The 23,259-nt window shown below is 66.3% G+C and carries 18 protein-coding genes, 1 other RNA gene and 1 pseudogene; 10 read left to right on the forward strand and 10 right to left on the reverse strand.

What is annotated here, in order from left to right; genetic code table 11:
* Window positions 1–84: 84 nt before the first annotated feature.
* The 6 genes from rpsA to gyrA form a co-directional block, all read right to left on the reverse strand.
* The gene (gene rpsA, locus ACGHC0_RS10540; protein ID WP_011796350.1) at window positions 85–1,770 is read right to left on the reverse strand and encodes a 30S ribosomal protein S1; all 1,686 of its coding nucleotides are present in this window, start codon (window positions 1,768–1,770) and stop codon (window positions 85–87) included.
* A gap of 155 nt (window positions 1,771–1,925) precedes the next feature.
* Window positions 1,926–3,965, reverse strand: a complete 2,040-nt coding sequence (locus ACGHC0_RS10545) for a bifunctional 3-phosphoshikimate 1-carboxyvinyltransferase/cytidylate kinase (protein ID WP_415268171.1) — start codon at window positions 3,963–3,965, stop codon at window positions 1,926–1,928.
* A gap of 13 nt (window positions 3,966–3,978) precedes the next feature.
* Window positions 3,979–4,875: a prephenate dehydrogenase gene (locus ACGHC0_RS10550; RefSeq protein WP_415268172.1), complete on the reverse strand. Its 897-nt coding sequence runs from the start codon at window positions 4,873–4,875 to the stop codon at window positions 3,979–3,981.
* Window positions 4,872–5,972 carry a prephenate dehydratase gene (pheA, locus tag ACGHC0_RS10555; RefSeq protein WP_368355172.1) on the reverse strand — a complete coding sequence of 367 codons (1,101 nt, stop codon included), beginning with the start codon at window positions 5,970–5,972 and terminating at the stop codon, window positions 4,872–4,874. The genes ACGHC0_RS10550 and pheA overlap by 4 nt, the downstream gene beginning before the upstream one ends.
* A 48-nt stretch (window positions 5,973–6,020) precedes the next feature.
* Window positions 6,021–7,130 (reverse strand): 3-phosphoserine/phosphohydroxythreonine transaminase, encoded by a 1,110-nt coding sequence (serC, locus tag ACGHC0_RS10560; RefSeq protein ID WP_415268173.1) that lies wholly within the window; start codon window positions 7,128–7,130, stop codon window positions 6,021–6,023.
* A gap of 94 nt (window positions 7,131–7,224) precedes the next feature.
* Window positions 7,225–9,879: a DNA gyrase subunit A gene (gene gyrA / locus ACGHC0_RS10565; protein WP_368355174.1), complete on the reverse strand. Its 2,655-nt coding sequence runs from the start codon at window positions 9,877–9,879 to the stop codon at window positions 7,225–7,227.
* A 234-nt stretch (window positions 9,880–10,113) separates the two neighbouring features.
* On the opposite strand from gyrA, the gene ompA reads away from it, so the two are divergent.
* The 4 genes from ompA (at window position 10,114) to ssrA (ending at window position 12,646) form a co-directional block, all read left to right on the forward strand.
* Window positions 10,114–10,773 (forward strand): outer membrane protein OmpA, encoded by a 660-nt coding sequence (ompA, locus tag ACGHC0_RS10570; protein ID WP_013594407.1) that lies wholly within the window; start codon window positions 10,114–10,116, stop codon window positions 10,771–10,773.
* Window positions 10,774–10,855: 82 nt separating this feature from the next.
* Window positions 10,856–11,572 carry a bifunctional 2-polyprenyl-6-hydroxyphenol methylase/3-demethylubiquinol 3-O-methyltransferase UbiG gene (ubiG, locus tag ACGHC0_RS10575; RefSeq protein WP_368355175.1) on the forward strand — a complete coding sequence of 239 codons (717 nt, stop codon included), beginning with the start codon at window positions 10,856–10,858 and terminating at the stop codon, window positions 11,570–11,572.
* Complete coding sequence (gene gph / locus ACGHC0_RS10580) at window positions 11,572–12,255, forward strand: phosphoglycolate phosphatase (RefSeq protein WP_415268174.1); 684 nt, start codon at window positions 11,572–11,574, stop codon at window positions 12,253–12,255. Before ubiG ends, gph begins: the two co-directional genes overlap by 1 nt.
* A gap of 12 nt (window positions 12,256–12,267) precedes the next feature.
* Window positions 12,268–12,646, forward strand: a transfer-messenger RNA (tmRNA) gene (ssrA, locus tag ACGHC0_RS10585).
* A 113-nt stretch (window positions 12,647–12,759) separates the two neighbouring features.
* On the opposite strand, the pseudogene ACGHC0_RS10590 reads toward ssrA, so the two are convergent.
* Window positions 12,760–12,978: pseudogene (locus tag ACGHC0_RS10590) on the reverse strand (integrase); the annotation flags it as partial.
* A gap of 156 nt (window positions 12,979–13,134) precedes the next feature.
* Between ACGHC0_RS10590 and ACGHC0_RS10595 the strand changes: the two are divergent.
* The 3 genes from ACGHC0_RS10595 (at window position 13,135) to ACGHC0_RS10605 (ending at window position 16,689) form a co-directional block, all read left to right on the forward strand.
* Entirely contained in the window at window positions 13,135–13,884 is a 750-nt protein-coding gene (locus ACGHC0_RS10595; RefSeq protein ID WP_415268175.1) for a hypothetical protein, read from the forward strand.
* A gap of 1,182 nt (window positions 13,885–15,066) precedes the next feature.
* Window positions 15,067–15,804 (forward strand): SDR family oxidoreductase, encoded by a 738-nt coding sequence (locus ACGHC0_RS10600; protein ID WP_415268176.1) that lies wholly within the window; start codon window positions 15,067–15,069, stop codon window positions 15,802–15,804.
* A gap of 270 nt (window positions 15,805–16,074) precedes the next feature.
* Window positions 16,075–16,689 carry an SGNH/GDSL hydrolase family protein gene (locus ACGHC0_RS10605; protein WP_415268177.1) on the forward strand — a complete coding sequence of 205 codons (615 nt, stop codon included), beginning with the start codon at window positions 16,075–16,077 and terminating at the stop codon, window positions 16,687–16,689.
* Here ACGHC0_RS10605 and ACGHC0_RS10610 read toward each other — a convergent pair whose 3' ends face one another.
* Window positions 16,690–18,135 (reverse strand): sensor histidine kinase, encoded by a 1,446-nt coding sequence (locus tag ACGHC0_RS10610; protein ID WP_415268178.1) that lies wholly within the window; start codon window positions 18,133–18,135, stop codon window positions 16,690–16,692.
* Entirely contained in the window at window positions 18,125–18,817 is a 693-nt protein-coding gene (locus tag ACGHC0_RS10615) for a response regulator transcription factor (RefSeq protein ID WP_368355181.1), read from the reverse strand. Before ACGHC0_RS10615 ends, ACGHC0_RS10610 begins: the two co-directional genes overlap by 11 nt.
* 156 nt (window positions 18,818–18,973) lie before the next feature.
* Here ACGHC0_RS10615 and ACGHC0_RS10620 point away from each other — a divergent pair, with 156 nt between their 5' ends.
* The 3 genes from ACGHC0_RS10620 (at window position 18,974) to ACGHC0_RS10630 (ending at window position 22,081) form a co-directional block, all read left to right on the forward strand.
* Window positions 18,974–19,396 (forward strand): tripartite tricarboxylate transporter TctB family protein, encoded by a 423-nt coding sequence (locus tag ACGHC0_RS10620; RefSeq protein ID WP_368355182.1) that lies wholly within the window; start codon window positions 18,974–18,976, stop codon window positions 19,394–19,396.
* 18 nt (window positions 19,397–19,414) lie between these two features.
* Window positions 19,415–20,932, forward strand: a complete 1,518-nt coding sequence (locus tag ACGHC0_RS10625; protein WP_368355183.1) for a tripartite tricarboxylate transporter permease — start codon at window positions 19,415–19,417, stop codon at window positions 20,930–20,932.
* Between the two features lie 132 nt (window positions 20,933–21,064).
* On the forward strand, window positions 21,065–22,081 hold the full coding sequence (locus ACGHC0_RS10630) for a Bug family tripartite tricarboxylate transporter substrate binding protein (protein WP_368355184.1): 1,017 nt from the start codon (window positions 21,065–21,067) through the stop codon (window positions 22,079–22,081).
* Window positions 22,082–22,112: 31 nt separating this feature from the next.
* Here ACGHC0_RS10630 and ACGHC0_RS10635 read toward each other — a convergent pair whose 3' ends face one another.
* Window positions 22,113–23,177: a porin gene (locus ACGHC0_RS10635; protein WP_415268179.1), complete on the reverse strand. Its 1,065-nt coding sequence runs from the start codon at window positions 23,175–23,177 to the stop codon at window positions 22,113–22,115.
* Window positions 23,178–23,259 lie beyond the last annotated feature (82 nt).

Raw genomic sequence — 23,259 nt, forward strand, 5'->3', positions numbered from 1 at the left:
AAAAAAGCGGCGGGCGCACGAGGCGCCCGCCGCTTGCGGCCGTGCAGGCACGGCCTTTCTCAGCCTTGCGGGCTCAGGTTCCGATTATTTGTCGGAGTTGTCCAGCTTGGCGCGCAGCAGGGCGCCCAGGCTGGTCGTGCCGGCGCTTTCGCGGGCCGATTGCTGCGACAGGGATGCCATGGCGCCTTGCTCGTCGGCCATGTCCTTGGCCTTGATCGACAGCTGGATGTTGCGGGTCTTGCGATCCACGTTCACCACCACGGCCGTGACTTCGTCGCCTTCCTTCAGCACGTTGCGGGCATCTTCCACGCGGTCGCGGGAGATTTCCGAAGCGCGCAGGTAGCCCACGATGTCTTCGCCCAGGTCGATCTCGGCGCCACGGGCGTCGACGGTCTTGACCTTGCCGGTCACCGTCTGGCCCTTGTCGTTCACCGTCACGAAGGTCGTGAACGGGTCGCCGTCGAGCTGCTTGATGCCCAGGGAGATGCGCTCGCGGTCCACGTCCACGGCCAGCACGATCGCCTCGACTTCCTGGCCCTTCTTGTAGTTGCGCACGGCGGCTTCGCCGGGCTCGTTCCAGGACAGGTCGGACAGGTGCACCAGGCCGTCGATGCCGGCAGCCAGGCCCACGAACACGCCGAAGTCGGTGATCGACTTGATCGGGCCCTTGACGCGGTCGCCGCGCTTGGTGTTCTGCGCGAACTCCTGCCACGGGTTGGCCTTGCACTGCTTCATGCCCAGGCTGATGCGGCGCTTGTCTTCGTCGATCTCGAGGACCATGACTTCGACTTCGTCACCCAGCGACACGAGCTTGGACGGAGCGATGTTCTTGTTCGTCCAGTCCATTTCGGAAACGTGCACCAGGCCTTCGATGCCGGGCTCGAGTTCCACGAACGCACCGTAGTCGGCGATGTTCGTGACCTTGCCGAACAGGCGCGTGCCCGAGGGGTAGCGGCGCGACACGCCCAGCCAGGGATCGTCGCCCATCTGCTTCAGGCCCAGGGAGACGCGGTTCTTCTCGGTGTCGAACTTGAGGATCTTGGCGGTGATTTCCTGGCCGGCCTGCACCACCTCGGAGGGGTGGCGGACACGGCGCCATGCCATGTCGGTGATGTGCAGCAGGCCGTCGATGCCGCCCAGGTCCACGAACGCACCGTATTCGGTGATGTTCTTGACCACGCCCTGAACGATGGAGCCTTCCTTCAGGGTTTCCATCAGCTTGGCGCGCTCTTCGCCCATGGAGGCTTCCACCACGGCGCGGCGGCTCAGCACCACGTTGTTGCGCTTGCGGTCGAGCTTGATGACCTTGAATTCCATGGTCTTGTTCTCGTACGGCGTCAGATCCTTGATCGGACGCGTATCGATCAGCGAACCGGGCAGGAAGGCGCGGATGCCGTTGACCAGGACGGTGAGGCCGCCCTTGACCTTGCCGCTGGTCGTGCCGGTGACGAACTCGCCGGATTCCAGGGCCTTTTCCAGCGCCAGCCAGGAGGCCAGGCGCTTGGCGGTGTCGCGCGACAGGATCGTGTCGCCGTAACCGTTCTCGATCGAGCCGATGGCGACGGAGACGAAATCTCCCACCTGGACTTCGACCTCGCCCTTGTCGTTCTTGAATTCCTCGAGGGGCACGTAGGCTTCGGACTTGAGGCCTGCGTTCACCACGACGAAGTTGTGCTCGACGCGCACGACTTCGGCGGTGATGACTTCGCCCGGGCGCATTTCGGTGCGCTGCAGGGATTCTTCAAAAAGGGCGGCAAAAGATTCAGACATGTATTTCCTAGGTCCGCGGGCGCGTTTCCGCCGGCACCATTGCCGGCGTTTCTATCGTTGCCTGCGGAAGGTTGTGTGGCGGGTGGCCACGGTTGGGTTGAACACATCGCAAGGCCGTGCGCTGCAGGCGCGGTAGGAGGCCTTGCGGGCCCGGTTCAGCCCTGCGCGGGGTGCGCGAAGGGCTGTCGCTGCTGCCACCAGGCAAGCACCTGCTCGACGGCCTCTTCGACCGAGAGCAGGGAGTTGTCCAGCACCAGCGCATCCTGCGCAGGCTTCAGGGGCGCGACCGGCCGGGTGCTGTCCCGGACGTCGCGCGCCTCGAGATCTGCGCGAAGATCATCGATATTAGCGGAAATTCCCTTTGAAATCAACTGTTTATGGCGCCGCTCCGCCCGGCAGGCCGCACTGGCCGTGAGATAGACCTTCAACGCCGCGCCCGGGAAGATCACGGTGCCCATGTCGCGGCCGTCCGCGACCAGTCCCGGCAGGCGCCGGAAGCTGTGCTGCAGCGCCACCAGGGCCTCGCGCACCGGCGGCAGGGCCGAGACGCGGGAAGCGTTCATGCCGGCCTCCTCGGTGCGGATGGCATCCGTCACGTCGTCCCCGCCCAGCCAGATGCGGCCGGACTCGAACCGTACCGGCAGGGTGCGTGCCAGGGCCGCGATCCGGTCCTGGTGGGCCGCGTCGATGGACAGCCCGGCACGCAGCGCCGCCAGCGCCGTGATGCGGTACATCGCGCCCGAGTCCAGGAAGCGGTAGCCCAGCCGCTGCGCCACCGCTGCCGCCACCGTGCCCTTGCCCGATGCCGTCGGGCCGTCGATGCAGATCACGGGAACGTGCTCCACGGGTGTTCCCGCAACCGAGAAGAGGGCCTCGAAATAGTCCGGGAAGGTCTTGGCCACGCACTTCGGATCCTCGATGCGCACCGGCAGCTTCGCCGGGTTGAACGCCGCCAGCGAAAAGCACATCGCAATGCGGTGGTCGTCGTAGGTGTGGATGCTCGCCGCATGCCAGCCGGCCGGCGAGGCCGGCGGGGTGATGCGCAGGAAGTCCGGGCCTTCCTCGACGGTGGCGCCCAGGCGCCGGCATCCCTGCGCCATGGCCGCGATGCGATCCGTTTCCTTGACGCGCCAGCTCGCGATGTTGCGCAGCGTGGTCGTGCCCTGCGCATACAGCGCCATCACGGCCAGTGTCATGGCCGCATCGGGAATGTGGTTGCAGTCGAGATCGACCGCCCGCAGCGGCCAGGCGCCGCGGCGCACTTCGAGCCAGTTCGGGCCGCCCGTGACCTCCGCGCCCATGGCATGGGCCGCCTCGGCGAAGCGGATGTCCCCCTGGATCGAATCCAGGCCCACGCCGAGGATGCGCAGCGGTTCCTGGCCGGGCGCCGGGGCCGCCAGGGCACCCAGGGCGATGAAATAGCTGGCCGAGGAGGCGTCGGCCTCGACATGGATGGTGCCCGGGGAGCGGTAGCGGCTTCCGGCCGGTATGGTGAAGCGCTGCCAGTCGTCGTGCCGCACCGGGATGCCGAAACGCTCCAGCAGCTGCAGCGTGATGTGGATGTAGGGGCGCGATATCAGTTCGCCCACCACCTCGATCACCACGTCCTTCTCGCGTGCCACCAGGGGCAGGGCCATCAGCAGGGCGGTGAGGAACTGGCTGGACACGTCGCCGCGCACCCGCACGGGAGCGTCCAGCGCCAGCGGCGGGACGCCGCCCGCATGCGCGATGCGCAGCGGCGGGAAGCCGGGATTGCCCAGGTAGCTGATGTGGCAGCCGAGCTGCAGCAGGGCCTCCACGAGGTCGCCGATCGGGCGCTCGTGCATGCGCGGAACGCCGGAGAGCTCGAACTCGCCGCCCAGCAGGGCCAGCGCCGCCGTCAGCGGCCGCATGGCCGTGCCCGCGTTGCCGAGGAAGAGCTTCGCGGGCGAGCGCGCCGGGGCCGTGCCCAGGCCGGTGATGCGCACCGTGCCCTGTGCGGCGGCGCTTTCATCGACGCCGCAGCCGATCTCCCGCAGCGCATCCAGCATCACGCGCGTGTCGTCGGAAGCCAGCAGGTCGTGGACTTCCGTTGTCCCCTCGCTCAGGGCAGCCAGCAGCAGGACCCGGTTGGAAATGCTCTTGGAGCCCGGCAGCCGTACGGCACCTCCGGCGGTGTCCAGGGGGGGGAGATCGAGAAACGCGGTGCTGTACATCGGCTGCGGGAATCTAGGAGGCGCGGCGGGCGCCCATGCGCCAGTGGGCGCGGGTTTCGCTGGCCAGCGTGATGAGGTCTTCGAGTGCCTGGCCGTCGCCCTGCTGCATCGCCTGCTCCAGCTGCTGGAGCGCCTGCGCGAAGTGCCGCGACTGGGCGAGCAGTTCGGTGCGGTTGGCCAGCAGGATGTCGCGCCAGATCTTCGGATCGCTGGCCGCGATCCGCGTGAAATCCCGGAAACCCGGACCGGCGAGCGAGAGGAACACATCCCCCTCGGACTGCGCGTTGATGCTGTTGATCATCGCGAACGCGAGCAGGTGCGGCAGATGGCTCACGGCGGCGAAGGCCGCGTCGTGCGACTCCGGCGACATGCTGCGCACGCGGCAGCCCAGGGCGCTCCACACGGCCTCGGCCTTGCCGAGCTGGTCGGTGAGCGTGCGCTCGGTCGGCGTGAGGATCACCTGCCGCCCCGCGTAGAGGTCCGCCTGCGCGTGCTCGACGCCGGAGGATTCGCTGCCGGTGATTGGATGGGCCGGCACGAAGGAGCCGAACTGGTCGCGCAGGGCGCCGCGCGCCGCCTGCACCACATCGGCCTTGGTCGAGCCCACGTCCATGACCAGCATCCGGGGAGTGACCAGGTGCTTGATCGCCTTGAGCGTGGATTCCGTCGCCGCCACCGGCACGGCCAGCAGCACGATGTCCGCGCCCGCGACCGCGAGCAGGGCGGAGGGGGCCTCGACGTCGATCACCCCGAGCTGGCGCGCCCGGTCGGTGGTGGAGGGCGACTTGCTGTAGCCGACCACGCGCTTGACGAGCCCGGCCTTCTTCATCGCCAGCGCGAACGATCCGCCCATCAGCCCGCAGCCCAGCAGGCCGAGCTGCTCGAAAACCGGAGTGCCTGCTTCCGTCACGGCGCCACCGGATAGGCGCCGAGCACCTTGTAGAACGCGCAGAGCGAGCGCAACTCCTCCAGGGCGCTGGCCACGTGGGGCTGGCTGGGGTGGCCGTCGAGGTCGATGTAGAAGTAGTATTCCCACTGGCCCGTGCGCGCGGGGCGCGACTCGAAGCGGGTCATGGAAACGCCGTGCGTCTTGAGCGGCACCAGCAGGTCGTGCACCGCACCGGGGCGGTTGGGCACTGACACCACGAGGCTGGTGCAATCCTTGCCGGAGGCCGGCGGCGTCTGCAGCGTGTGCGGCAGGCAGATGATGGCGAAGCGGGTGCGGTTGTAGGCATCGTCCTGGATGGCGTGCGACACCAGGTGCAGGCCGAACTGCGCGCCGGCTCGCTCGCTCGCGATGCCTGCCCAGGCCGGATTCCCCGCCGCCAGCCGCGCGCCCTCGGCGTTGCTGGACACCGGACGGCGCTCTGCGTGCGGCAGGTGCTTCGACAGCCAGGCCTGGCATTGCGCCAGCGCCTGGGGGTGGGCCAGCACCGCCTCGATGCCCTCCAGCGAATTGGACAGGCGCAGCAGGTTGTGGCGCACCAGCAGGCTCACCTCGCCCACCACGTGGCAGGGCGTGTGCAGGAACAGGTCGAGCGAGCGCGTGACCACGCCTTCCACCGAGTTCTCAACGCCCACCACGCCATACTGGGCGCTGCCTGCCGCCGTGGCATGGAACACCTCGTCGAAGTTGGCGCAGTACATGAGGTCGGCGGCACCGCCGAAGAACTCCACGGCCGCCTGCTCGCAGAACGTGCCGGCGGGGCCCAGCACCGCCACGCGCTGGGGCGACTCCAGGGCCAGGCAGGCGGACATGATCTCGCGCCAGATCGCCGCCACATGGGCGCCCTTGAGCGGGCCCGGGTTGGCGGTCTGGATCTTCTCGATCACCTGCGCGACGCGGTCGGGCCGGAAGAAGGGCGAGCCTTCGCGCTTCTTGACCTCGCCGACGCGCTCGGCCACCAGCGCGCGCTGGTTCAGGAGGGTCAGGAGCTGCTGGTCGATGTTGTCGATCTGCACCCGCAGGCTGGCGAGATCGGGGGACGCTTGTGGGGATTGGGACATGGATCGGTCGGGCTGCGGGCAGCGGGCGATAGGGCGCGCCGCGCCGTTTCAGGCGCTGCGCTGTTCGAATTCTTGCATGTAGGCGACGAGCGCCTCCACACCGGCCAGCGGCATGGCGTTGTAGAGGCTCGCACGCATGCCGCCCACCGACTTGTGGCCCTTGAGCTGCAGCAGACCCCGCTCCCTGGCACCTGCCAGGAAGGCCTCGTTGCGCGTTTCGTCGCGCAGGAAGAAGGGGATGTTCATGCGCGACCGCGCGTTCGGCGACACCTTGTTCACGTAGAACTGCGACTGGTCGATGAAGTTGTAGAGCAGGCGGGCCTTGGCGATGTTGCGCTGCTCCATGGCCGCGATGCCGGAGAGCTCGCCCTCGCGCTGGCGCTTGAGCCACTGGAAGGTCAGGCCTGCGATGTAGATGCCCCAGGTGGGAGGGGTGTTGAACATCGACTGGTTATCCGCAACCACCTTGTAGTCGAAGGCGCTCGGGCAGGCCGGCAGCGCGTGGCCCAGCAGGTCCTCGCGCACCACCACCAGCGTGAGGCCGGCGGGGCCGAGGTTCTTCTGCGCCCCGCCGAACGCCAGGCCCACGCGCGACCAGTCCACCGGGCGCGAGGCCACGTGCGACGAGAAGTCGATCACCAGCGGCGCATCGCTGCCCAGTGCGCGCAGGTCCGGCAGTTCGTGGAACTCGATGCCATGGATCGTCTCGTTGCTGCACAGGTGCAGGTAGCTCGCGCCGCGGCTCAGCTGCCAGCTCGCCGGGTCGGGCAGGGTGGTGAAACCGCTGTCTTCCGCCGATGCCGCCACGTGGACCTCGGAGGCGTACTTGCGCGCTTCCTTGAGCGACTTCTGGCTCCAGCTGCCCGTCACCACCATGTCCACCGTCGCGGCGCGCGAAAGGTTCAGCGGCACGATCGCGTTCTCGGCCAGGCCGCCGCCCTGCATGAACAGGATCCTGAAATTCTGCGGAACGGCGAGCAATTCGCGCAGGTCCGCCTCGGCCTGCTCATAGATCGAGATGAACTCCTTGCCCCGGTGGCTCATCTCCATCACGCCCATGCCGCTGCCATGCCAGTCCAGCATTTCGGAAGCGGCCTGCTGGAGGACTTCGGCAGGAATGGCGGCGGGGCCGGCGGAAAAGTTGTACGGGCGGTTCATCGGTTCAAGCAGTCAGGGGCCATGCCGTTCCGTACGGCTGGCCGGTGGAGGAAGCATCCCGGCGCACCTGCGCTTTCGCGGGCGCGCCGTACCGTCATTCGGTCGCGGATCCGTCCGCGTCCGGTGCGGCGGAAGGGGGCGCGTCGTCGTCCGCGGCCGGCGGGTTCGCGTCGTTCTCGACGATGCGCTGCAGCCCGCTCAGCTTCGCGCCTTCGTCCAGCGCGATCAGCGTCACGCCCTGCGTCGCGCGGCCCAGCTCGCGGATCTCCGCCACGCGCGTGCGCACCAGCACGCCCTTGTCGGTGATCAGCATGATCTCGTCTTCCGCATGGACCAGGGTGGCGGCGACGACCTTGCCGTTGCGCTCGCTCTGCTGGATGGCGATCATCCCCTTGGTCCCGCGTCCGTGGCGGGTGTATTCGACGATGCTGGTGCGCTTGCCGTAGCCGTTCTCGGTGGCGGTGAGCACGCTCTGCGTCTCGTCCTCCGCCACCAGCATGGCGATCACGCTCTGGCCGTCCTCCAGCATCATGCCGCGCACGCCGCGCGCCGCGCGGCCCAGCGGCCGCACGTCGTTCTCGTCGAAGCGCACGGCCTTGCCGCCGTCGGAGAAGAGCATCACGTCGTGCTGGCCGTCGGTGAGCGCTGCCCCGATGAGGTAGTCGCCGTCGTCCAGGTTCACCGCGATGATGCCGCCCTTGCGCGGGTTGCTGAACTCGTCCAGCGCCGTCTTCTTCACCGTGCCCATGCTGGTCGCCATGAAGACGAAGCGATCGGCGGGGAAGGTGCGCATGTCGCCGGTCAGCGGCAGTACCACGTTGATCTTCTCGCCCTCCTGCAGGGGGAACATGTTCACGATCGGCCGGCCGCGCGAGCCGCGCGAGCCCGCCGGCACTTCCCAGACCTTGAGCCAGTACAGCCGGCCGCGGTTGGAGAAGCACAGGATGTAGTCGTGCGTGTTGGCGATGAAGAGCTGGTCGATCCAGTCGTCTTCCTTGGTCGCCGTGGCCTGCTTGCCGCGCCCGCCGCGCTTCTGCGCGCGGTACTCGGACAGCGGCTGGCTTTTGATGTAGCCGGTGTGCGAGAGGGTCACCACCATGTCGGTGGGCGTGATGAGGTCCTCGGTGGAGAGGTCCTGCGCGCTGTGCTCGACCAGGGTGCGGCGCATGCCGAGCTTGTGCTGGCCGAACTCCTGCTTGATCGCGGTGAGCTCGTCGCCGATGATGACCGAGACGCGCTCGGGCTTGGCCAGGATGTCCAGCAGGTCCTCGATGACCGCCATGATGTCCTTGTACTCGGCGACGATCTTGTCCTGCTCCAGGCCCGTCAGGCGCTGCAGGCGCATCTGCAGGATTTCCTGGGCCTGCGTTTCGGAGAGCCGGTACAGGCCGTCCTGGCCCATGCCGTATTCGCGCTCCAGGCCCTCGGGGCGATAGTCGTCGGCGTTCACGACGCCGCCGTCCGCGCGGGTGCGCGTGAGCATCTCGCGCACCAGCTGGCTGTCCCAGGCACGGTTCATGAGCTCGGTCTTGGCGATCGGCGGCGTGGGCGATTCGCGGATGATGCGGATGAACTCGTCGATGTTGGCCAGCGCCACGGCCAGGCCTTCCAGCACGTGGCCGCGCTCCCGGGCCTTGCGCAGTTCGAACACCGTGCGCCGCGTGACCACCTCGCGGCGGTGCTGCAGGAACACGACGATCAGGTCCCGCAGGTTGCACAGGCGCGGCTGGCCGTCCACCAGCGCCACCATGTTGATGCCGAAGGTGTCCTGCAGCTGCGTCTGCTTGTAGAGGTTGTTCAGCACCACCTCGGGCACTTCGCCGCGCTTGAGCTCGATCACCAGGCGCATGCCCGACTTGTCGGACTCGTCCTGGATGTGGCTGATGCCCTCGATCTTCTTCTCGTGCACCAATTCGGCCATGCGCTCCTGCAGCGTCTTCTTGTTTACCTGGTAGGGCAGCTCGTCGACGATGATGGCCTGGCGCTGGCCGCGGTCGATGTCCTCGAAGTGGCAGCGCGCGCGCATGACCACCTTGCCGCGGCCGGTGCGGTAGCCTTCCTTCACGCCGTTGATGCCGTAGATGATGCCCGCGGTGGGAAAGTCCGGCGCGGGGATGATCTCCATGATCTCGTCCACCGTGGCATCCGGGTGGCGCAGCACGTGCAGGCAGGCATCCACCACCTCGTTGAGGTTGTGCGGCGGAATGTTCGTCGCCATGCCCACCGCGATGCCGGCCGAGCCGTTCACGAGCAGGTTGGGCAGCTTGCTGGGCAGTACCAGCGGCTCCTTCTCGCTGCCGTCGTAGTTGGGTCCGAAATCGACGGTTTCCTTGTCGATGTCGGCCAGCATCTCGTGGGCGATCTTCGACAGGCGGATTTCCGTGTACCGCATGGCGGCCGCACCGTCGCCGTCCACGGAGCCGAAGTTGCCCTGGCCGTCCACCAGCATGTGCCGCAGCGAGAAGTCCTGCGCCATCCGCACGATCGTGTCGTACACGGCGCTGTCGCCGTGGGGGTGGTACTTGCCGATGACGTCCCCGACGATACGGGCCGACTTCTTATAAGGGCGGTTCCAGTCGTTATTGAGTTCGTGCATCGCGAACAGGACGCGGCGATGCACCGGCTTGAGGCCATCCCGCGCATCCGGCAACGCGCGGCCGACGATCACGCTCATCGCGTAATCGAGATAACTGCGCCGCATCTCCTCTTCGAGGCTGATGGGCAGGGTTTCTTTGGCGAACTGGGTCATGGGATCGGGGATGCGGGATCAGGGCGGCGGAGGTCGGACATTCTAGGCGCAACGCCTTGTCGCAAGTGCGCAACAGATCGGGGGGTAAAGCGCTTTTGTCCTACGGTTGAGGGTTGGGGGGCGGTCACTTTGCCTTGTTACGTATGGCACAATCAATTCAGCGTTTTTGGTGATGGTCACTGACGACGTCCATATTCGCAGCGCGGCTGCGGCTTTTTCCCCAAGAGGAGAACCATGAAGAAACTGAACAAAGTGGCGATGTTGTTGGCCTCTGCCGTGCTGGCTACCTCGGCTGGTGCCCAAGTCAAGGCCGCTGACGGCGGCAAGGTGATCGACAACTGGCAAAACGGCACCGGCGAGCTGGTGTGGAAGAACGGCACGAACGAACTGTGCTGGCGCGATGCCAACTGGACGCCCGCCACCGCCGCAGCAGGCTGCGACGGCGCCCTGGTGGCCCAGGCTCCGGCACCGGCTCCTGCCGCTGCTCCGGCACCTGCCGCTCCCGCTGCACCCACCCCCGCACCTGCAGCCCCCGTGGCCAACAAGGTGACCTACGCCGCCGACGCTTTCTTCGACTTCGACAAGTCCGTGCTGAAGCCCGAAGGCAAGGCCAAGCTGGACGACCTGGTCTCCAAGGTCAAGAACGTGAACCTGGAAGTCATCATCGCCGTGGGTCACACCGACTCCATCGGTACCGATGCCTACAACCAGAAGCTGTCCGTGCGCCGCGCCGAAGCCGTGAAGGCCTACCTCGTGTCCAAGGGCATCGAGAAGAACCGCGTGTACACCGAAGGCAAGGGCGAGAAGCAGCCTATCGCCGACAACAAGACCAAGGAAGGCCGCGCGAAGAACCGCCGCGTGGAAATCGAAGTGGTTGGCACCCGCGCCAACTGATTTCGGTCAGTTTCCCTTCCCTGAAAGCCCCGGTCTCCGGGGCTTTTTTTATGCCCGCGGCAATTGCGGGCACAATTTGCCAATGAGCTCCTCCACTGCCAACGTCGATCCGGCCGAACTGGCCAAATTCTCCGAACTGGCCCACCGCTGGTGGGATCTCGAAAGCGAATTCCGGCCCCTGCACGAGATCAATCCGCTGCGGCTGGGCTGGATCGATGGCCTGGCCCCCTTGCAGGGACAGCGGGTGCTGGACGTCGGCTGCGGCGGCGGCATCCTGGCCGATGCCATGGCCCGCAGGGGCGCGACGGTGACGGGCATCGATCTCGCCACCAGGTCGCTGAAGGTGGCCCAGCTCCATGCGCTGGAGGCCGGCACGCCCAATATCCAGTACCGCGAGGTCAGCGTCGAGGCGCTGGCGGAAGAGTCTCCGGCATCGTTCGACACCGTGACCTGCATGGAGATGCTGGAGCACGTCCCCGATCCGGCATCGGTGGTGCAGGCATGCGCCCGGCTGGTCAAGCCTGGCGGGTGGGTGTTTTTCTCGACCATCAACCGCAACGCGAAAGCGTTTCTCCTGGCCATCGTGGGCGCTGAATATGTGCTGGGCATGCTGCCACGTGGAACGCATGAATATGCAAAGCTGATCAAGCCCAGTGAACTGGCCACGGCATGCCGCGCGGCGCGGCTCGATGTCCTGCAGACCCGCGGCATGGAATACAACCCCCTCACGCGCCGCTATGCATTGAGCGGGGATACCAGCGTCAATTACCTCATGGCATGCCGCCGGGCGGAGGCGTGATGGCGGACATGCCTCCCTTCCCCTCGCGTGTGAGCGCGGTGCTGTTCGACCTCGACGGCACCCTGGTGGACAGCGCGCCGGATCTCGCCGCGGCCGCCGACAAGATCCGCACGGACCGTGGCCTGCCCTCCCTGCCCCTGGCAGATTACCGGCCCATGGCGGGCGCGGGTGCGCGCGGAATGCTCGCCGTGGCGCTCGGCATGGCGCCCGACCACCCCGATTTCCCGGCTTTGCGGGAAGAGTTCTTCGCCAACTACGAAGCCTGCATCCATGACCGCACGACCGTGTTCGACGGCGTGGAGGCGCTCGTGGAGCGGCTGGCCCGGGCGCGCGTTCCGTGGGGCGTGGTCACCAACAAGGCTGCGCGCTTTTCCGTGCCGCTGACGGAGGCGATCCCCATGTTCCGCACGTCCGGTGCGCTGGTCAGCGGCGACACCACGCCCCATGCCAAGCCCCATCCCGCGCCGCTGCTGGAAGCGGCTGCCCGGCTCGGCGTCGCTCCCGGGGAGTGCATCTACGTAGGCGACGACGAGCGCGACATCCTCGCGGGGAACGCGGCCGGCATGGGCACGGTCGCCGCACTGTACGGCTACCTGGGCAACCACAAGGAGCCGGCGCTCTGGGGAGCGCATTGCTCGATTAAATTTCCCCTGGACCTCTTGCAATGGCTCCCGGCAGCCTAAAATGGAGGGTCTGGGGCTGCCCTGGTTTCGACGTGGGTTCGGAATCGGTGTGGTGCATGTCGAGCTTGAGTGGCGCTCGTAAATCTGCATTCAACAAACCAACTGCAAACGACGAACGTTTCGCACTCGCCGCTTAAACACCGGTGAGCCTTGCAACAGCACGCTGACGGGCTGGGCAAGGGGGCCGCAAGGCCTCCCGGCTGCAAGGTTATTCACGTCAGCTGGCCTCCTGCCGGGTACCTTGGCATGGGGCGAGATCCAAGGGTGCTGGCCTTCCTTGCAGCGTGCGACTGCGCGGCTTGGAAGGTGAGATCCAAAACAGACCGCTAAACATGTAGATCTGCCCGAAGAAGGCTTGCGGACGCGGGTTCAATTCCCGCCAGCTCCACCACACAGGACACCGCCACACACTGGAAACCCCAGCGTGTGGCGGTTTTTTTATGCCCTGTGGGGTCTGGTGGTGTCCCGAAATTCGCACCGATTTCGCACCGAATTCGCACCGATCTAAGACCCACCTACCACGCGCAACTCCGGCGCCGGCATCTGGTAGTCCTCGCGGATGAACTTGCCGTAGGTGCGGAAGACCATCTGCACGTCCTCGTGCCCGAGCTGGGCGGCCACGTACCAGGGGTTGTGGCCGGCCGTCAGCAGCGTGGAGGCGTAGGTGTGGCGAACCTGGCAGGGGTTCCAGTAGTCGATCACCAACCTCAGCAGCCAGCGCGAGAGCGACTGCGGATAGCAGTTGGTCAAATATCACTCCGAACTTTCTACTTCCTGACAACTGGGGAGGAAATGTCTATCACTGTGCCAATTTCGATGACAAATAATTTTCCAAAAATGGAACGAATCGAATAGTCTTGTGAAAATAAAGGAGAAGTTATGAAGTTTAGAAAATTGGCAATGGCTGTTGCTTTTGGTGGGGTCGCATTCGTCTCTAGCGCACAAGCTGCTGGCTATTTTGGAGCGCCGAACAAGAGGACTGTGGAGGGGTGGGCATGCAACCCCAGTCTGCCTAATTATCAAGGGTGGTTACACTTTTACCGGGATGACGGGAAAGTCCTTGGCGCAGCCCAAGCCAACATTCAGAGGGAAGAAGCGGTCGGTGCGGCTTGTGGAGACGGAGGTGCGCACGGATTTCAAGGGGCCCTGGACTACCCTTCTGAATATCTCGATAACAAGTGGCATACAGTTCGTGCCTATTTTCTGAATCCAGATGGTTCTAATTTTGAACTTCAAAATTCCGTTGAGGTTCTTTTCGATGGTGGACCGCAGCCCTATGTGTTCACTTACCAAACCACTCCTGCATGCGTGAATCCGAGTCCTTACTTTTCAATACCTGGTTGGTTGTTGTACAGCAGCCCTCAAAGCTTCGAAGCTTGTGGCACTGCATATATTAACCCTTTGACCTTTGTATACGTCGGCGATCCCGCTATTCCAGTAGGAACGGAAACTGAATTTTGCGCCGACAACGTTTCTGTCACCAAGTTGCCGTCTAACTGGCAGGTCATTGGCAACGGAACTAATGGAGTTTGTTTGAAGCACGCCGATTGGTCTCAGCTTCCACCCAATCCTCCAGTCTTCGGAAACTTTACATATTACCAAAGACTGAAAATTCGGAAGGTTCAATAACTTTCGTCATGCAAACGGCGATAGGGCGGCAGTAGTGAAATGGCACGGTGCACGCACCATTGCGCGCCTGTTACTGGGGCGCACTGGCTTGGAGGAATTTGCTGTCAGCCAGACAGTGCTGCAACTGGAATCCACGCTACCCCGCTGGTGTTCGCAGGCTGCGCGGGCGCGCCGCGTATGGAGATCATGGGGTTGCGGGTGCGCGTGCTTGTGGAGTGTCGCAAGCCTGTGCCGGCCCGGCTGGCTATGCTCCCGGAGGTACTAGGCTCCCTGTCCGGGAGTGGCTGACCGATGACCGCGCCGCGGATCGCCCGGCGATCCTCGTCAAGGGGCTACGTGCTGAGCCGGGCCGAGGACAGGTTTTTGCGGGTAGGCGTTGGCATGCGCCGACCAATGCGCCTTGACAGCTTGAACGAGGTTCTTGTAGATATTGGGCTTGATTGATTTTCAGCTGCGTGACGCCTGTTGGATCCAAATTCCTCCTTGGAACATCCCTGGAGGAGCTGCAGAGGTGGAGCCGTCAGCGCGGAAATGCGGGTCTGCCCGGGGGGACTCGACCCCCTGGCCACGGTTACAAAAAATGGAACGAATTGCCGGTGTTTGGCGTTTCGCCGAGGGGCGGAAATTCGCACCGATTTCGCACGGATGACCCAGACTCCGCGTAAATGCGCGGTCGGACGCGGGTTCGGTTCCCGCCAGCTACACCACACAAAGGCACCGCCACACACCGGACATCCCGGCATGTGGCGTTTTTTTAACCTTGCAGGATCCGGTGGTGCGCAGGAAATCGCACCGAATTCGCACCGATCCGCGAGGGACTCACCACGCACAACTCCAGAGCGGGCCTGGGTCCTCGCGGATGGATTTTCCGTAGATGCGAATACCAGCTGCATGTCTTCGTGGCCGGGTGGGGGACGCTTTCGGCGGTGTCGATGTGCAGGCCGGTCTGGAATCGAAGGGAATCAGCCCATCGTCGATGGAGCCGGTGAAGCGCCGCTGGGCGATTTCGCGCGCTGTGCTGACAGAGATCGCTGCAACGCGAAAGATATAAAGGATTTCGCCTGCCCGGAGGGCTCGCACTGCGCCAGTTCCCGTGCCCCAGCGAAAGCCGAACGGTTCGAGCGACCTGGACAGACCGGCGCGGAACGGCCACAGGCGAATCACGCAACCATGGGAGAGTCAATGGAAAGATTCAACGGAAAACGCATCCTGATCACGGGGGGGGCCAGTGGAATAGGCTTGGCTGGAGCCCGGCGCATCGTGGCGGAAGGAGGCAAGGTCCTCGTGACGGGAATGACTGAAAGCCGCCTGGAATCCGCACGGGCAGTTCTGGGGCCGGGCGCACTGGTGTTCAGGAACGATGCAGCTGAACCCACTGCCAAAGCGATTGCCGACACTGTCTCTTCCGCCGGCCCGCTGGACGGCCTCTGGCTCAATGCAGCCTACGCAAGCCTGAGTGCTCCCGAGGAGATTGACGCCGCAGAATTCGATCGCATGATGGCTACGAATGTGCGAGGGCCCATGCTTCAATTGGCCGCTCTCTCGCCCTATCTTTCGCCGGGTGCCTCGGTCGTGGTCACCTCGTCCAGCTCCACGTACGAGGGGGCGGCGGCAACCGGTCTCTACGCTGCCACCAAGGGAGCCGTCATCGCGATGGCTCGGTCGTGGGCTTCGGCGCTGGCGCCACGGGGTATTCGTGTCAATACGCTGGTGCCAGGTCCAGTCGATACAAATTTCAGAAGCTTCCTCCCGGATGAGGCCCGTGACGGCTTCGAGAAATTCGTGATAGATCAAGTTCCGTTGGGGCGGGCGGGCACGCCAGACGAGGCAGCAGCGGTTGCTCTCTTTCTCCTCTCATCAGAAGCCTCATTTGTGACGGGAAGCCAGTACGCCGTCGATGGCGGGCTTGTAATGCACTAGCCAGGTCCTTGATTCAAGCGGGCGTGCGAATGGCTGAAATACGTGTCTGGCCACCGTGTTTTGCCATTGGCTGCCCCGCAAATTCAGACCCTCGGCGGCATTGGGGTGCTGGTGCAGATTTTCATCCACGGAGCCTCTGCACCTCGCCATCCTCGTGCCCACGGCGGTGGCGACATATCGCCTGGCGGCTTCACTGTATATTGGTGCAACCGGCCGACGGGCTTCGGACCAGGCCATCGGCAAAATGGCTCTAAGCCAACTCCCTTCATCTTGATTGCAGTCCTGGTCGACTGCATGAGGACGTTCATGGGCAAATTAGACGACCTCCTGTGCCGCGTGTTCGGTTACCGCTGTCCGCTGACGGTCGAACTCAACGGAGACAGCCTGCTGCACGGCTATGGTGTCCCGGTCACCCCTGTGCAGCGCATCCAGGCAGCCCGGCCGCGGTGGAAGCTGGATGACCGCACGGCCAATGGGCTGCGCATGGAGACCGCCATCCAGACGTTTCCTTCCGAGCCGCACACGGCCAGGATCATCGTGATCGCGCTGGGCGCCAACGATGCTTTCGGCATGGTGCCTGCCGATACCTATCGGGCGAATCTCGAAGAGGCGGTGAGCGTGATACGCGCGGCCCGCGCGCGGCCGGTTTTCACGGGGCTGGCGCGCATGCCCGCCGACCGTTTTCCGGCGGAATGGATCGCCAACTGGGAAGCGCTCAACGCCGTGATGCACGATATCGCGCAGCGTGACGGCATCGAGCATGCAGGCTGGGATGCCGACTACCGGGGGGAACAGGATCTCCAGCCCGATTTCGTCCATCGCTCGCAGGAGGCCAGCGACCGTTTCGCTGAATTGCTGATCGCCGCCATCGAGCGCGCGGCGTAGTCAGCCCGCTTCCGCCCGTGCCGAGGTGGGCAGGTACACGCGGGCCGTGAGGCCGCCCCCCGGAGTCTGCTCCATCTGCACGCGGCCTTTCATCAGTTCCACATAGCGGGCCACGATGGCCAGGCCCAACCCGGCGCCCTGGCCGAGCCGCTGGGCCTGCTCGCCCCGGGTCCAGCGCTGGGGCTGGCGCAGGTCCAGGCCGGTGTCCACGCCCGGGCCGTTGTCAGCCACGCGCAGCACGGCCCATGGGGCCGACTGCTCCAGGGTGACGGTGATGCGTGGCGGCTGGCCGCGGCCGTAGCGCAGGGCGTTGTCCAGCAGGTTGTTCAGGATGCCTTCGATCAGCCCGGCCTCGCCACGCACGGCCACGGGCTGGTCCAGGCCCTCGGCGCCCAGGTCCACGCCGAGTTCGTCGGCGCGCGGCAGGTAGCGCAGCAGCACCTTGCGCACGAGGGCTTCCAGCGCAACGGTCTGCAGGGGCAGGGCGATCTCGCCTTCGGCCGCGCGCGCCAGGGCGAGCAACTGGTTCACGGTGCGGCTCGCGCGCTGTTCCGCGTCGGCAATGCCCTGCAGTTCGCTGCGCCAGACGGCAGGGTCGTCCTGGGCCAGTGCGTTGGCGGCCTGCGCCCGGATGCCGGCCAGTGGCGTGCGCAGTTCGTGGGCCACGTTGCCGGCGAATTCGCGCTGGGCCTGCAGACCCAGGCGCACGCGGGCCAGCAGGCCGTCCAGGGCCTCGCCCAGGCGTTGTACATCGCTGGTGCGCGCCTGCGCGGTCAGCGTGCCGGGCAGGGGCTGCAGGTCGGCCGCGTCGCGCTGTGCCATGGCGTCCTGCAGGTCGGCGAGCGGCCGCAGGTCGCGCTCGATGCCGCGCAGCAGCCACGAACCCAGCGCCACGAGCAGCCACAGCTGCGCCAGCACCGAGAACAGCAGCAACCGGCCCAGCAATTGGGCACGCTGCGACGTGGTCTGGGCCATCACCACGGTATAGGCCGGCGGGCCTTCGATATGCAGCGTGGCGCGCCGCAGTTCGCGGCCGTCCAGCACGATGTCGGAGAAGCCGTAGCGGTGGTCTCCGCCCCGGATGCCTCCGCTGGTGCCGCCTGGCAGGCGGTCCGCGGGCAGGCTGTCATCGCCGCCCACGAACTTGCCATTGCCGTCCCACACGGCGAAGCGCACGGATTCATGCTGGTCGAAGCGCAGCAGTTCCGCTTCGCGGGGCGTCAGGTCGAGGTGCAGCGGGCCCTGCGCGCTGCCACGCACGTGCACCGCCAGTGCGTGCGCGTCGTCGAGCAGTGCGCGGTCGAAGGCTTCGGCCACGAAGTGGCCGCCGACCACGAGCACGACAGCGCTGCCCAGGCCCCAGATGAGCAGCAGCGACAGCAGCACGTGGCGGCCGATGCGCTGGCGCAGCGCCGGTTTGCCGGCGGTGCGCGCGTCAGGAGGCATCTTCCTCGAGGGTGTAGCCCAGGCCCCGCAGCGTGCGGATGGCCGCGCCGCTGCCGGCCAGCTTGCGGCGCAGGCGCGAGACGAAGGATTCCAGCGCGTTGTCGCCCAGCGCCTCGCCCGCGTCGGACAGGCGCTGCGACAGGTCGCTCTTGCTCAGCACGCGCCCCGGCGGCGTCATCAGCTCCCAGAGCAGCTCGAACTCGCGCGCCGGCAGCTCCAGCGCCTGCCCCTCCACGCTGCAGCGCCGCGCCTGCCGGTCCAGCTGCAGCCGGCCGACGGTGACGAGGTCGCCGGAGCCGGTGGCACGGCGCGCCAGCGCGCGCAGGCGGGCTTCCACTTCCTTGAGTTCGTACGGCTTGCCCAGGTAGTCGTCGGCGCCCGCGTCCAGGCCGGCGATGCGTTCTTCGGTGCTGTCGCGGGCGCTGAGTACCAGCACCGGCGTGCGGTCCCCACGCGCGCGCGCATTGCGCAGCGCGGCCAGGCCGTTGCCCAGGCCGCTGCGCGCCTGCGGGCCATGGGGCAGGTTGAGGTCCAGCAGCACGGCATCGAAAGGCTGCACCGCCCACCAGTGCTGGGCATCTTCCACGTTCTGGGCGAGTTCGACGCGGTGGCCCGCGCGTTCGAGTCCCTGGGCCATGGTGCGGCTCAGGACGGGATCGTCTTCCACCAGGAGGATGCGCATCGCGGGAACAGGGCAGGGCTACGTGGAAATACGCACGGGCAGGGTCAGCCGGCGATCAGGTTGGGTGGCAATAGTGCCATTGCCAGCATACCCCAGCCACCGGTGCCGCCGCGTGGAAGGAAGGGCGCGGCAGAACCACAGGAGACCGTTTCGATCATGAACAACCGCAATCTCGTCCGGGGCTTCGTCCTCATGGCGCTGGCGCTGGCCTTCGGCCTGCCGTCGGTGCATTACTCGCTGGGCTCGCTCAGCCACGCGGGGCCGGGACTGTTCCCGTTCATCGTCAGCTGCATGCTGTTCGTGATCGGCGGCATCACGGTGCTGCGCGCGCGGCTGGTGGCGCCCGTGCCGCTGAATTTCAACCCGCGCAACATCGCCATCATCCTGACGAGCCTGTGCGGTTTCGCGCTCATCTCGCATTTCGTGAACATGATCGCGGGCATCGTCTTCCTGGTGTTCTGTTCCGGATTCGCCGGCACGTCGTACTCGGTGGCGCGCAACGTGAAGATCGCGGCGGTGCTGATCGCCATCGCCTTCGCGTTCCAGAAGCTGCTGGGCCTGAGCCTGCCGCTGTACTGAGCCGAAGGGAGCACCGACATGGACGTCCTGCACAACCTCGCGTTCGGCTTCGGCCACGCGCTCACGATCCAGAACCTGATGTTCTGCGCCCTGGGCTGCACGGTGGGTACCCTGGTGGGGCTGCTGCCCGGCCTGGGCCCGCTGGCCACCATCAGCCTGCTGTTGCCGCTGACCTATTCGATGGACACGACCGGCGCGCTCATCATGCTCGCCGGCATCTACTATGGCGCGCAATACGGCGACAGCGTGAGCGCGATCACGATGAAGATACCGCACGCCAGCAGCATCGTGGCCTGCATCGACGGCTACCAGATGACGCTCAAAGGCAAGACCGGGCTGGCACTGTTCACTGCGGGGGTGTCGAGCTTCATCGGCGGAACGGTGGCGATCGTGGTGCTGGCCTTCCTGGCGCCCAGCCTGGGCGAGGTGGCGTTCCTCTTCGGGCCGCCCGACTACTGCGCGCTGATGCTCGTGGGCTTCGTGTGCGTGAGCTTCGTGACCACGGGCAGCCTGCTGAACGGCCTGGCCATGTGCCTGGTGGGCGTGTTGCTGGGATCGGTGGGCACCGACGTGAACAGCGGTACGGAGCGCTTCACGCTGGGCCTGCCGTTCCTGGCCGATGGCGTGGGTATCGTGAGCATTGCTCTGGGCTGCTTCGGCATCGCGGAGATCACGAAGAACCTGGATTCGCGCGAGGAGCGCTCGCCCTTCAACGGCAAGATCAAGCTGATTCCGACCTGGGCGGAGTTCAAGCGCATCGTCCCGAGCGCGCTGCGCGGCAGCGTCGTGGGCTCGGCCCTCGGCATCCTGCCCGGCGGAGGCCCGGTGATCGCGCAGTTCGCCGCCTACGCGCTGGACAAGAAGGTCAGCAAGTACAAGCACGAGATCGGCACCGGCTGCATCGAGGGCGTGGCCGGGCAGGCCGCCGCCGACGAGGCCGCGGCGCGCACCAGCTTCATCCCGTTGATGAGCATCGGCATTCCCGAGAACGCCGTGATGGCGCTGATGATGGCCGCGTTCATCATCAAGGGCATCCAGCCCGGTCCCAACATGATCGCCGGCCACCCCGAGCTGTTCTGGGGGCTGGTGGCCAGCATGTGGATCGGCAACTGCTTCCTGCTCATCCTGAACGTGCCGCTGGTGCGCTACTGGCTGTCGGTGTTCAAGATCCCGTACAACGTGCTGTTCCCGGCGATCCTGTTCTTCTGCTGCATCGGTACCTTCAGCATCAACAACAACCTGGACGACATCTACATCACCGTCGTGTTCGGCGTGCTGGGCTACCTGTTCATGCGGCTGGAGCTGGACCCGTCGCCGCTGATGCTGGGCTTCATCCTGGGGCCCATGCTGGAGGAGAACTTCCGCCGTGCCATGCTGCTGTCGCGCGGCAGCTTCGGCGTGTTCATGTCGCGGCCGATCAGCGGCACGCTGCTCAGCCTGGTGGGTGCCTTCATCCTCTGGCAGGTCGTGGCCTTCTTCCGGCAGCGCAAGCAGCCGCAGGCACTACCCGTGCCCGTGGCGGAGCCGGGGGCCTGAACCTCCGGCGGGTGTCCGTTGGCGCCTGCCTCGCGGTGGGCGTCCATCAGGGTAAACAGGGGGCAGCGGAGCGGTGCCGCCTGCACGTGGCGGCGGCATGATCGGCGCTTTCGACAACGCGCAGGATTGCCCATGACCTCCTTCCATTCCAAGGCGGAGTCCCGCCCTTTTGTTGCCGGGCGCCGGCAATTGCTGGTCGCCGGGGCGGCAGCCGGCGGCCTGGGCCTGTGGCCCGGCCTCGCGGGGGCGCAGGCAGCGTGGCCTTCGAAGTCCTTGCGGTTCGTGGTGCCGTTCGCGCCGGGCGGCAGTTCAGAGATCGTCGCTCGCTCCACCGCCGCGGAGCTGTCCAGGACGCTGGGCCAGAACGTGTATGTGGACAACAAGCCCGGCGCCGCCGGCAACATCGCCATGTCCGAGGTGGCGCGTGCGGACGACCAGCACACGATCATCCTGGGGCACATCGGCACGCTGGCCGTCAACCCCTACATCTTCGACAGGCTGCCCTGGTCGCCGAAGGACTTCAAGCCCGTGAGCCTGCTGGCCAAGGTGCCCAGCCTCTACGTGGTGCACCCGGACGTGCCGGCGAAGAACCTGCGCGAGTTCATCGCCCACGCCAAGCGCAATCCCGGCAAGCTGAGCTACGGCTCCGCGGGCAACGGGAGCGCCGGGCATCTGGCGTTCGAGTACCTCAAGATGACCTCCGAGGTTTTCATGCTGCACGTGCCCTACAAGGGGACCGGCCCGATGCTCACCGACCTGCTTTCGGGCCGCGTGGATGCGTCCGCCATCGGTGCCGCCGCCATCATTCCCTTCATCAAGTCCGGCAAGGTCCGCTGCATCGCCACCGGGTCGGCGCAGCGCCTGCCGCAGCTGCCGGACGTACCCACCGTGGCCGAGCAGGGCTTCCCGGGTTTCGAGATGACCCAGTGGTACGGCATGCTCGCGCCCGCCAGCATGTCGCAGGACCATATCGACAAGCTCGCCGCGGAGACCATGAAGGCCGTCAAGGCACCCGAGTCGCAGCGCAGGCTGTCCGGCGACGCGGCCGAGGCGATCGGCGGCACGCCGGCGCAGTTCGCGCAGTTCATCGCGGCCGAGCAGGAGCGCTGGAAGAAAGTCATCGCGCGGGCGCAGATCAAGCCCGACTGAGCGATGCAGCCGGTGCGGGCGCGTGCCAGGGTCAGAACGTATGCATCACGCCGGCCGTGACGCCGGTCGCCGCGCTCTTGTTGGCCGCGCCCTGGTAGCCGCTGCGCCAGTTCGTGCGGTCCAGCTCGGCGTACAGCCGGCTGCGGCGCGACAGCTTGTATTCCGCGAACAGGATGGCGCGGGTATAGCCGTCGCCCTGCAGGCCGCTGCGGTCGCGATCGAGGCGGTACACCGACGCCGTCAGGTCGATGGCCGGGGTCGCGGCCCAGGTGCCGCCGACCGAATGCACGCGCTGCACGGTGCGTGCGGTGGCAGACGTTTCCGCCTTGCTTCGGCCGGTGTTCGCCGTGAGCTTGACGCTGCCGAACTGGTAGGCGACGCCCAGTGTGGCCGCGTCCAGCGCGAGCCCGGCGGGCGACTTGAAGTTCTGGTAGGCCCCGGACACGGTCAGGCCTCCCGCCGCATAGGCCAGGCCTGCGCCGCGGGAGGATTGCAGGCTGGCGCCCGCGGCGTTCTCGCCAAAGCCGTACATGGCCCGTGCAGTCACCGGGCCGAAGCGACCGACGTACTTGAGCGCGTTGTCGAGCCGGTAGGAGCCGTTGGTGGCGCCCGCGGGGCCGTACTCGGTGCCCAGGCCGTGGCTGCTGAGCGCGGTGGTGGCGATGTTCGGGTTGAAGGACGCGAAGCGCATGCCCACCGGATCGACGGGGCTGATGGCATCGGCCAGCAGGTTGGTCTGGCGGCCGGCGGTGACCGTGCCCCAGCCGCCTCCCAGCCCGACGATGGCCGCGCGGTCGAAAAACTTCGTGGCATTGGCCTGGGTGCCGGTATCGAGGTTCAGCCCGGTTTCCAGGTTGAACACGGCATGCAGGCCACCGCCCAGATCCTCGCGGCCGCGCAGGCCGAAGCGGCTGGTGTTGTCCACGCCGCTCGCGATGCCCGTGGCCGAGGTGGGGCTGGGCGCATAGGTCGCCGTCATGCCGGAGGTATGCCGTATGCCGAGATCGGCGATACCGTAGAGGGTGACGCTGCTTTGCGCGGAGGCCAGGAACGGCGCGCAGGCGGCTGCCGCCATCGCGATGCGGTGGAGTTTCATGGTGTGCTTTCAGGAAAACGGGCCGCGCAGCAACGCATCGCCGCCTGCGTGCATGCGCGGCGATGCATCCTGCGATGCCCCG

The sequence above is a fragment of the Acidovorax sacchari genome, from assembly GCF_042847045.1.
Taxonomy (GTDB): Bacteria; Pseudomonadota; Gammaproteobacteria; order Burkholderiales; family Burkholderiaceae_C; genus Paracidovorax; species Paracidovorax sacchari.

Excerpts from the sequence above, each read along its gene's own strand:
- rpsA (WP_011796350.1), bottom strand. The coding sequence starts at position 1,770 with ATGTCTGAATCTTTTGCCGCCCTTTTTGAAGAATCCCTGCAGCGCACC.
- ACGHC0_RS10545 (WP_415268171.1), bottom strand. The coding sequence starts at position 3,965 with ATGTACAGCACCGCGTTTCTCGATCTCCCCCCCCTGGACACCGCCGGA.
- pheA (WP_368355172.1), bottom strand. The coding sequence starts at position 5,972 with ATGTCCCAATCCCCACAAGCGTCCCCCGATCTCGCCAGCCTGCGGGTG.
- serC (WP_415268173.1), bottom strand. The coding sequence starts at position 7,130 with ATGAACCGCCCGTACAACTTTTCCGCCGGCCCCGCCGCCATTCCTGCC.
- gyrA (WP_368355174.1), bottom strand. The coding sequence starts at position 9,879 with ATGACCCAGTTCGCCAAAGAAACCCTGCCCATCAGCCTCGAAGAGGAG.
- ompA (WP_013594407.1), top strand. The coding sequence starts at position 10,114 with ATGAAGAAACTGAACAAAGTGGCGATGTTGTTGGCCTCTGCCGTGCTG.
- ubiG (WP_368355175.1), top strand. The coding sequence starts at position 10,856 with ATGAGCTCCTCCACTGCCAACGTCGATCCGGCCGAACTGGCCAAATTC.
- gph (WP_415268174.1), top strand. The coding sequence starts at position 11,572 with ATGGCGGACATGCCTCCCTTCCCCTCGCGTGTGAGCGCGGTGCTGTTC.
- ACGHC0_RS10595 (WP_415268175.1), top strand. The coding sequence starts at position 13,135 with ATGAAGTTTAGAAAATTGGCAATGGCTGTTGCTTTTGGTGGGGTCGCA.
- ACGHC0_RS10600 (WP_415268176.1), top strand. The coding sequence starts at position 15,067 with ATGGAAAGATTCAACGGAAAACGCATCCTGATCACGGGGGGGGCCAGT.
- ACGHC0_RS10610 (WP_415268178.1), bottom strand. The coding sequence starts at position 18,135 with ATGCCTCCTGACGCGCGCACCGCCGGCAAACCGGCGCTGCGCCAGCGC.
- ACGHC0_RS10615 (WP_368355181.1), bottom strand. The coding sequence starts at position 18,817 with ATGCGCATCCTCCTGGTGGAAGACGATCCCGTCCTGAGCCGCACCATG.
- ACGHC0_RS10620 (WP_368355182.1), top strand. The coding sequence starts at position 18,974 with ATGAACAACCGCAATCTCGTCCGGGGCTTCGTCCTCATGGCGCTGGCG.
- ACGHC0_RS10625 (WP_368355183.1), top strand. The coding sequence starts at position 19,415 with ATGGACGTCCTGCACAACCTCGCGTTCGGCTTCGGCCACGCGCTCACG.
- ACGHC0_RS10630 (WP_368355184.1), top strand. The coding sequence starts at position 21,065 with ATGACCTCCTTCCATTCCAAGGCGGAGTCCCGCCCTTTTGTTGCCGGG.
- ACGHC0_RS10635 (WP_415268179.1), bottom strand. The coding sequence starts at position 23,177 with ATGAAACTCCACCGCATCGCGATGGCGGCAGCCGCCTGCGCGCCGTTC.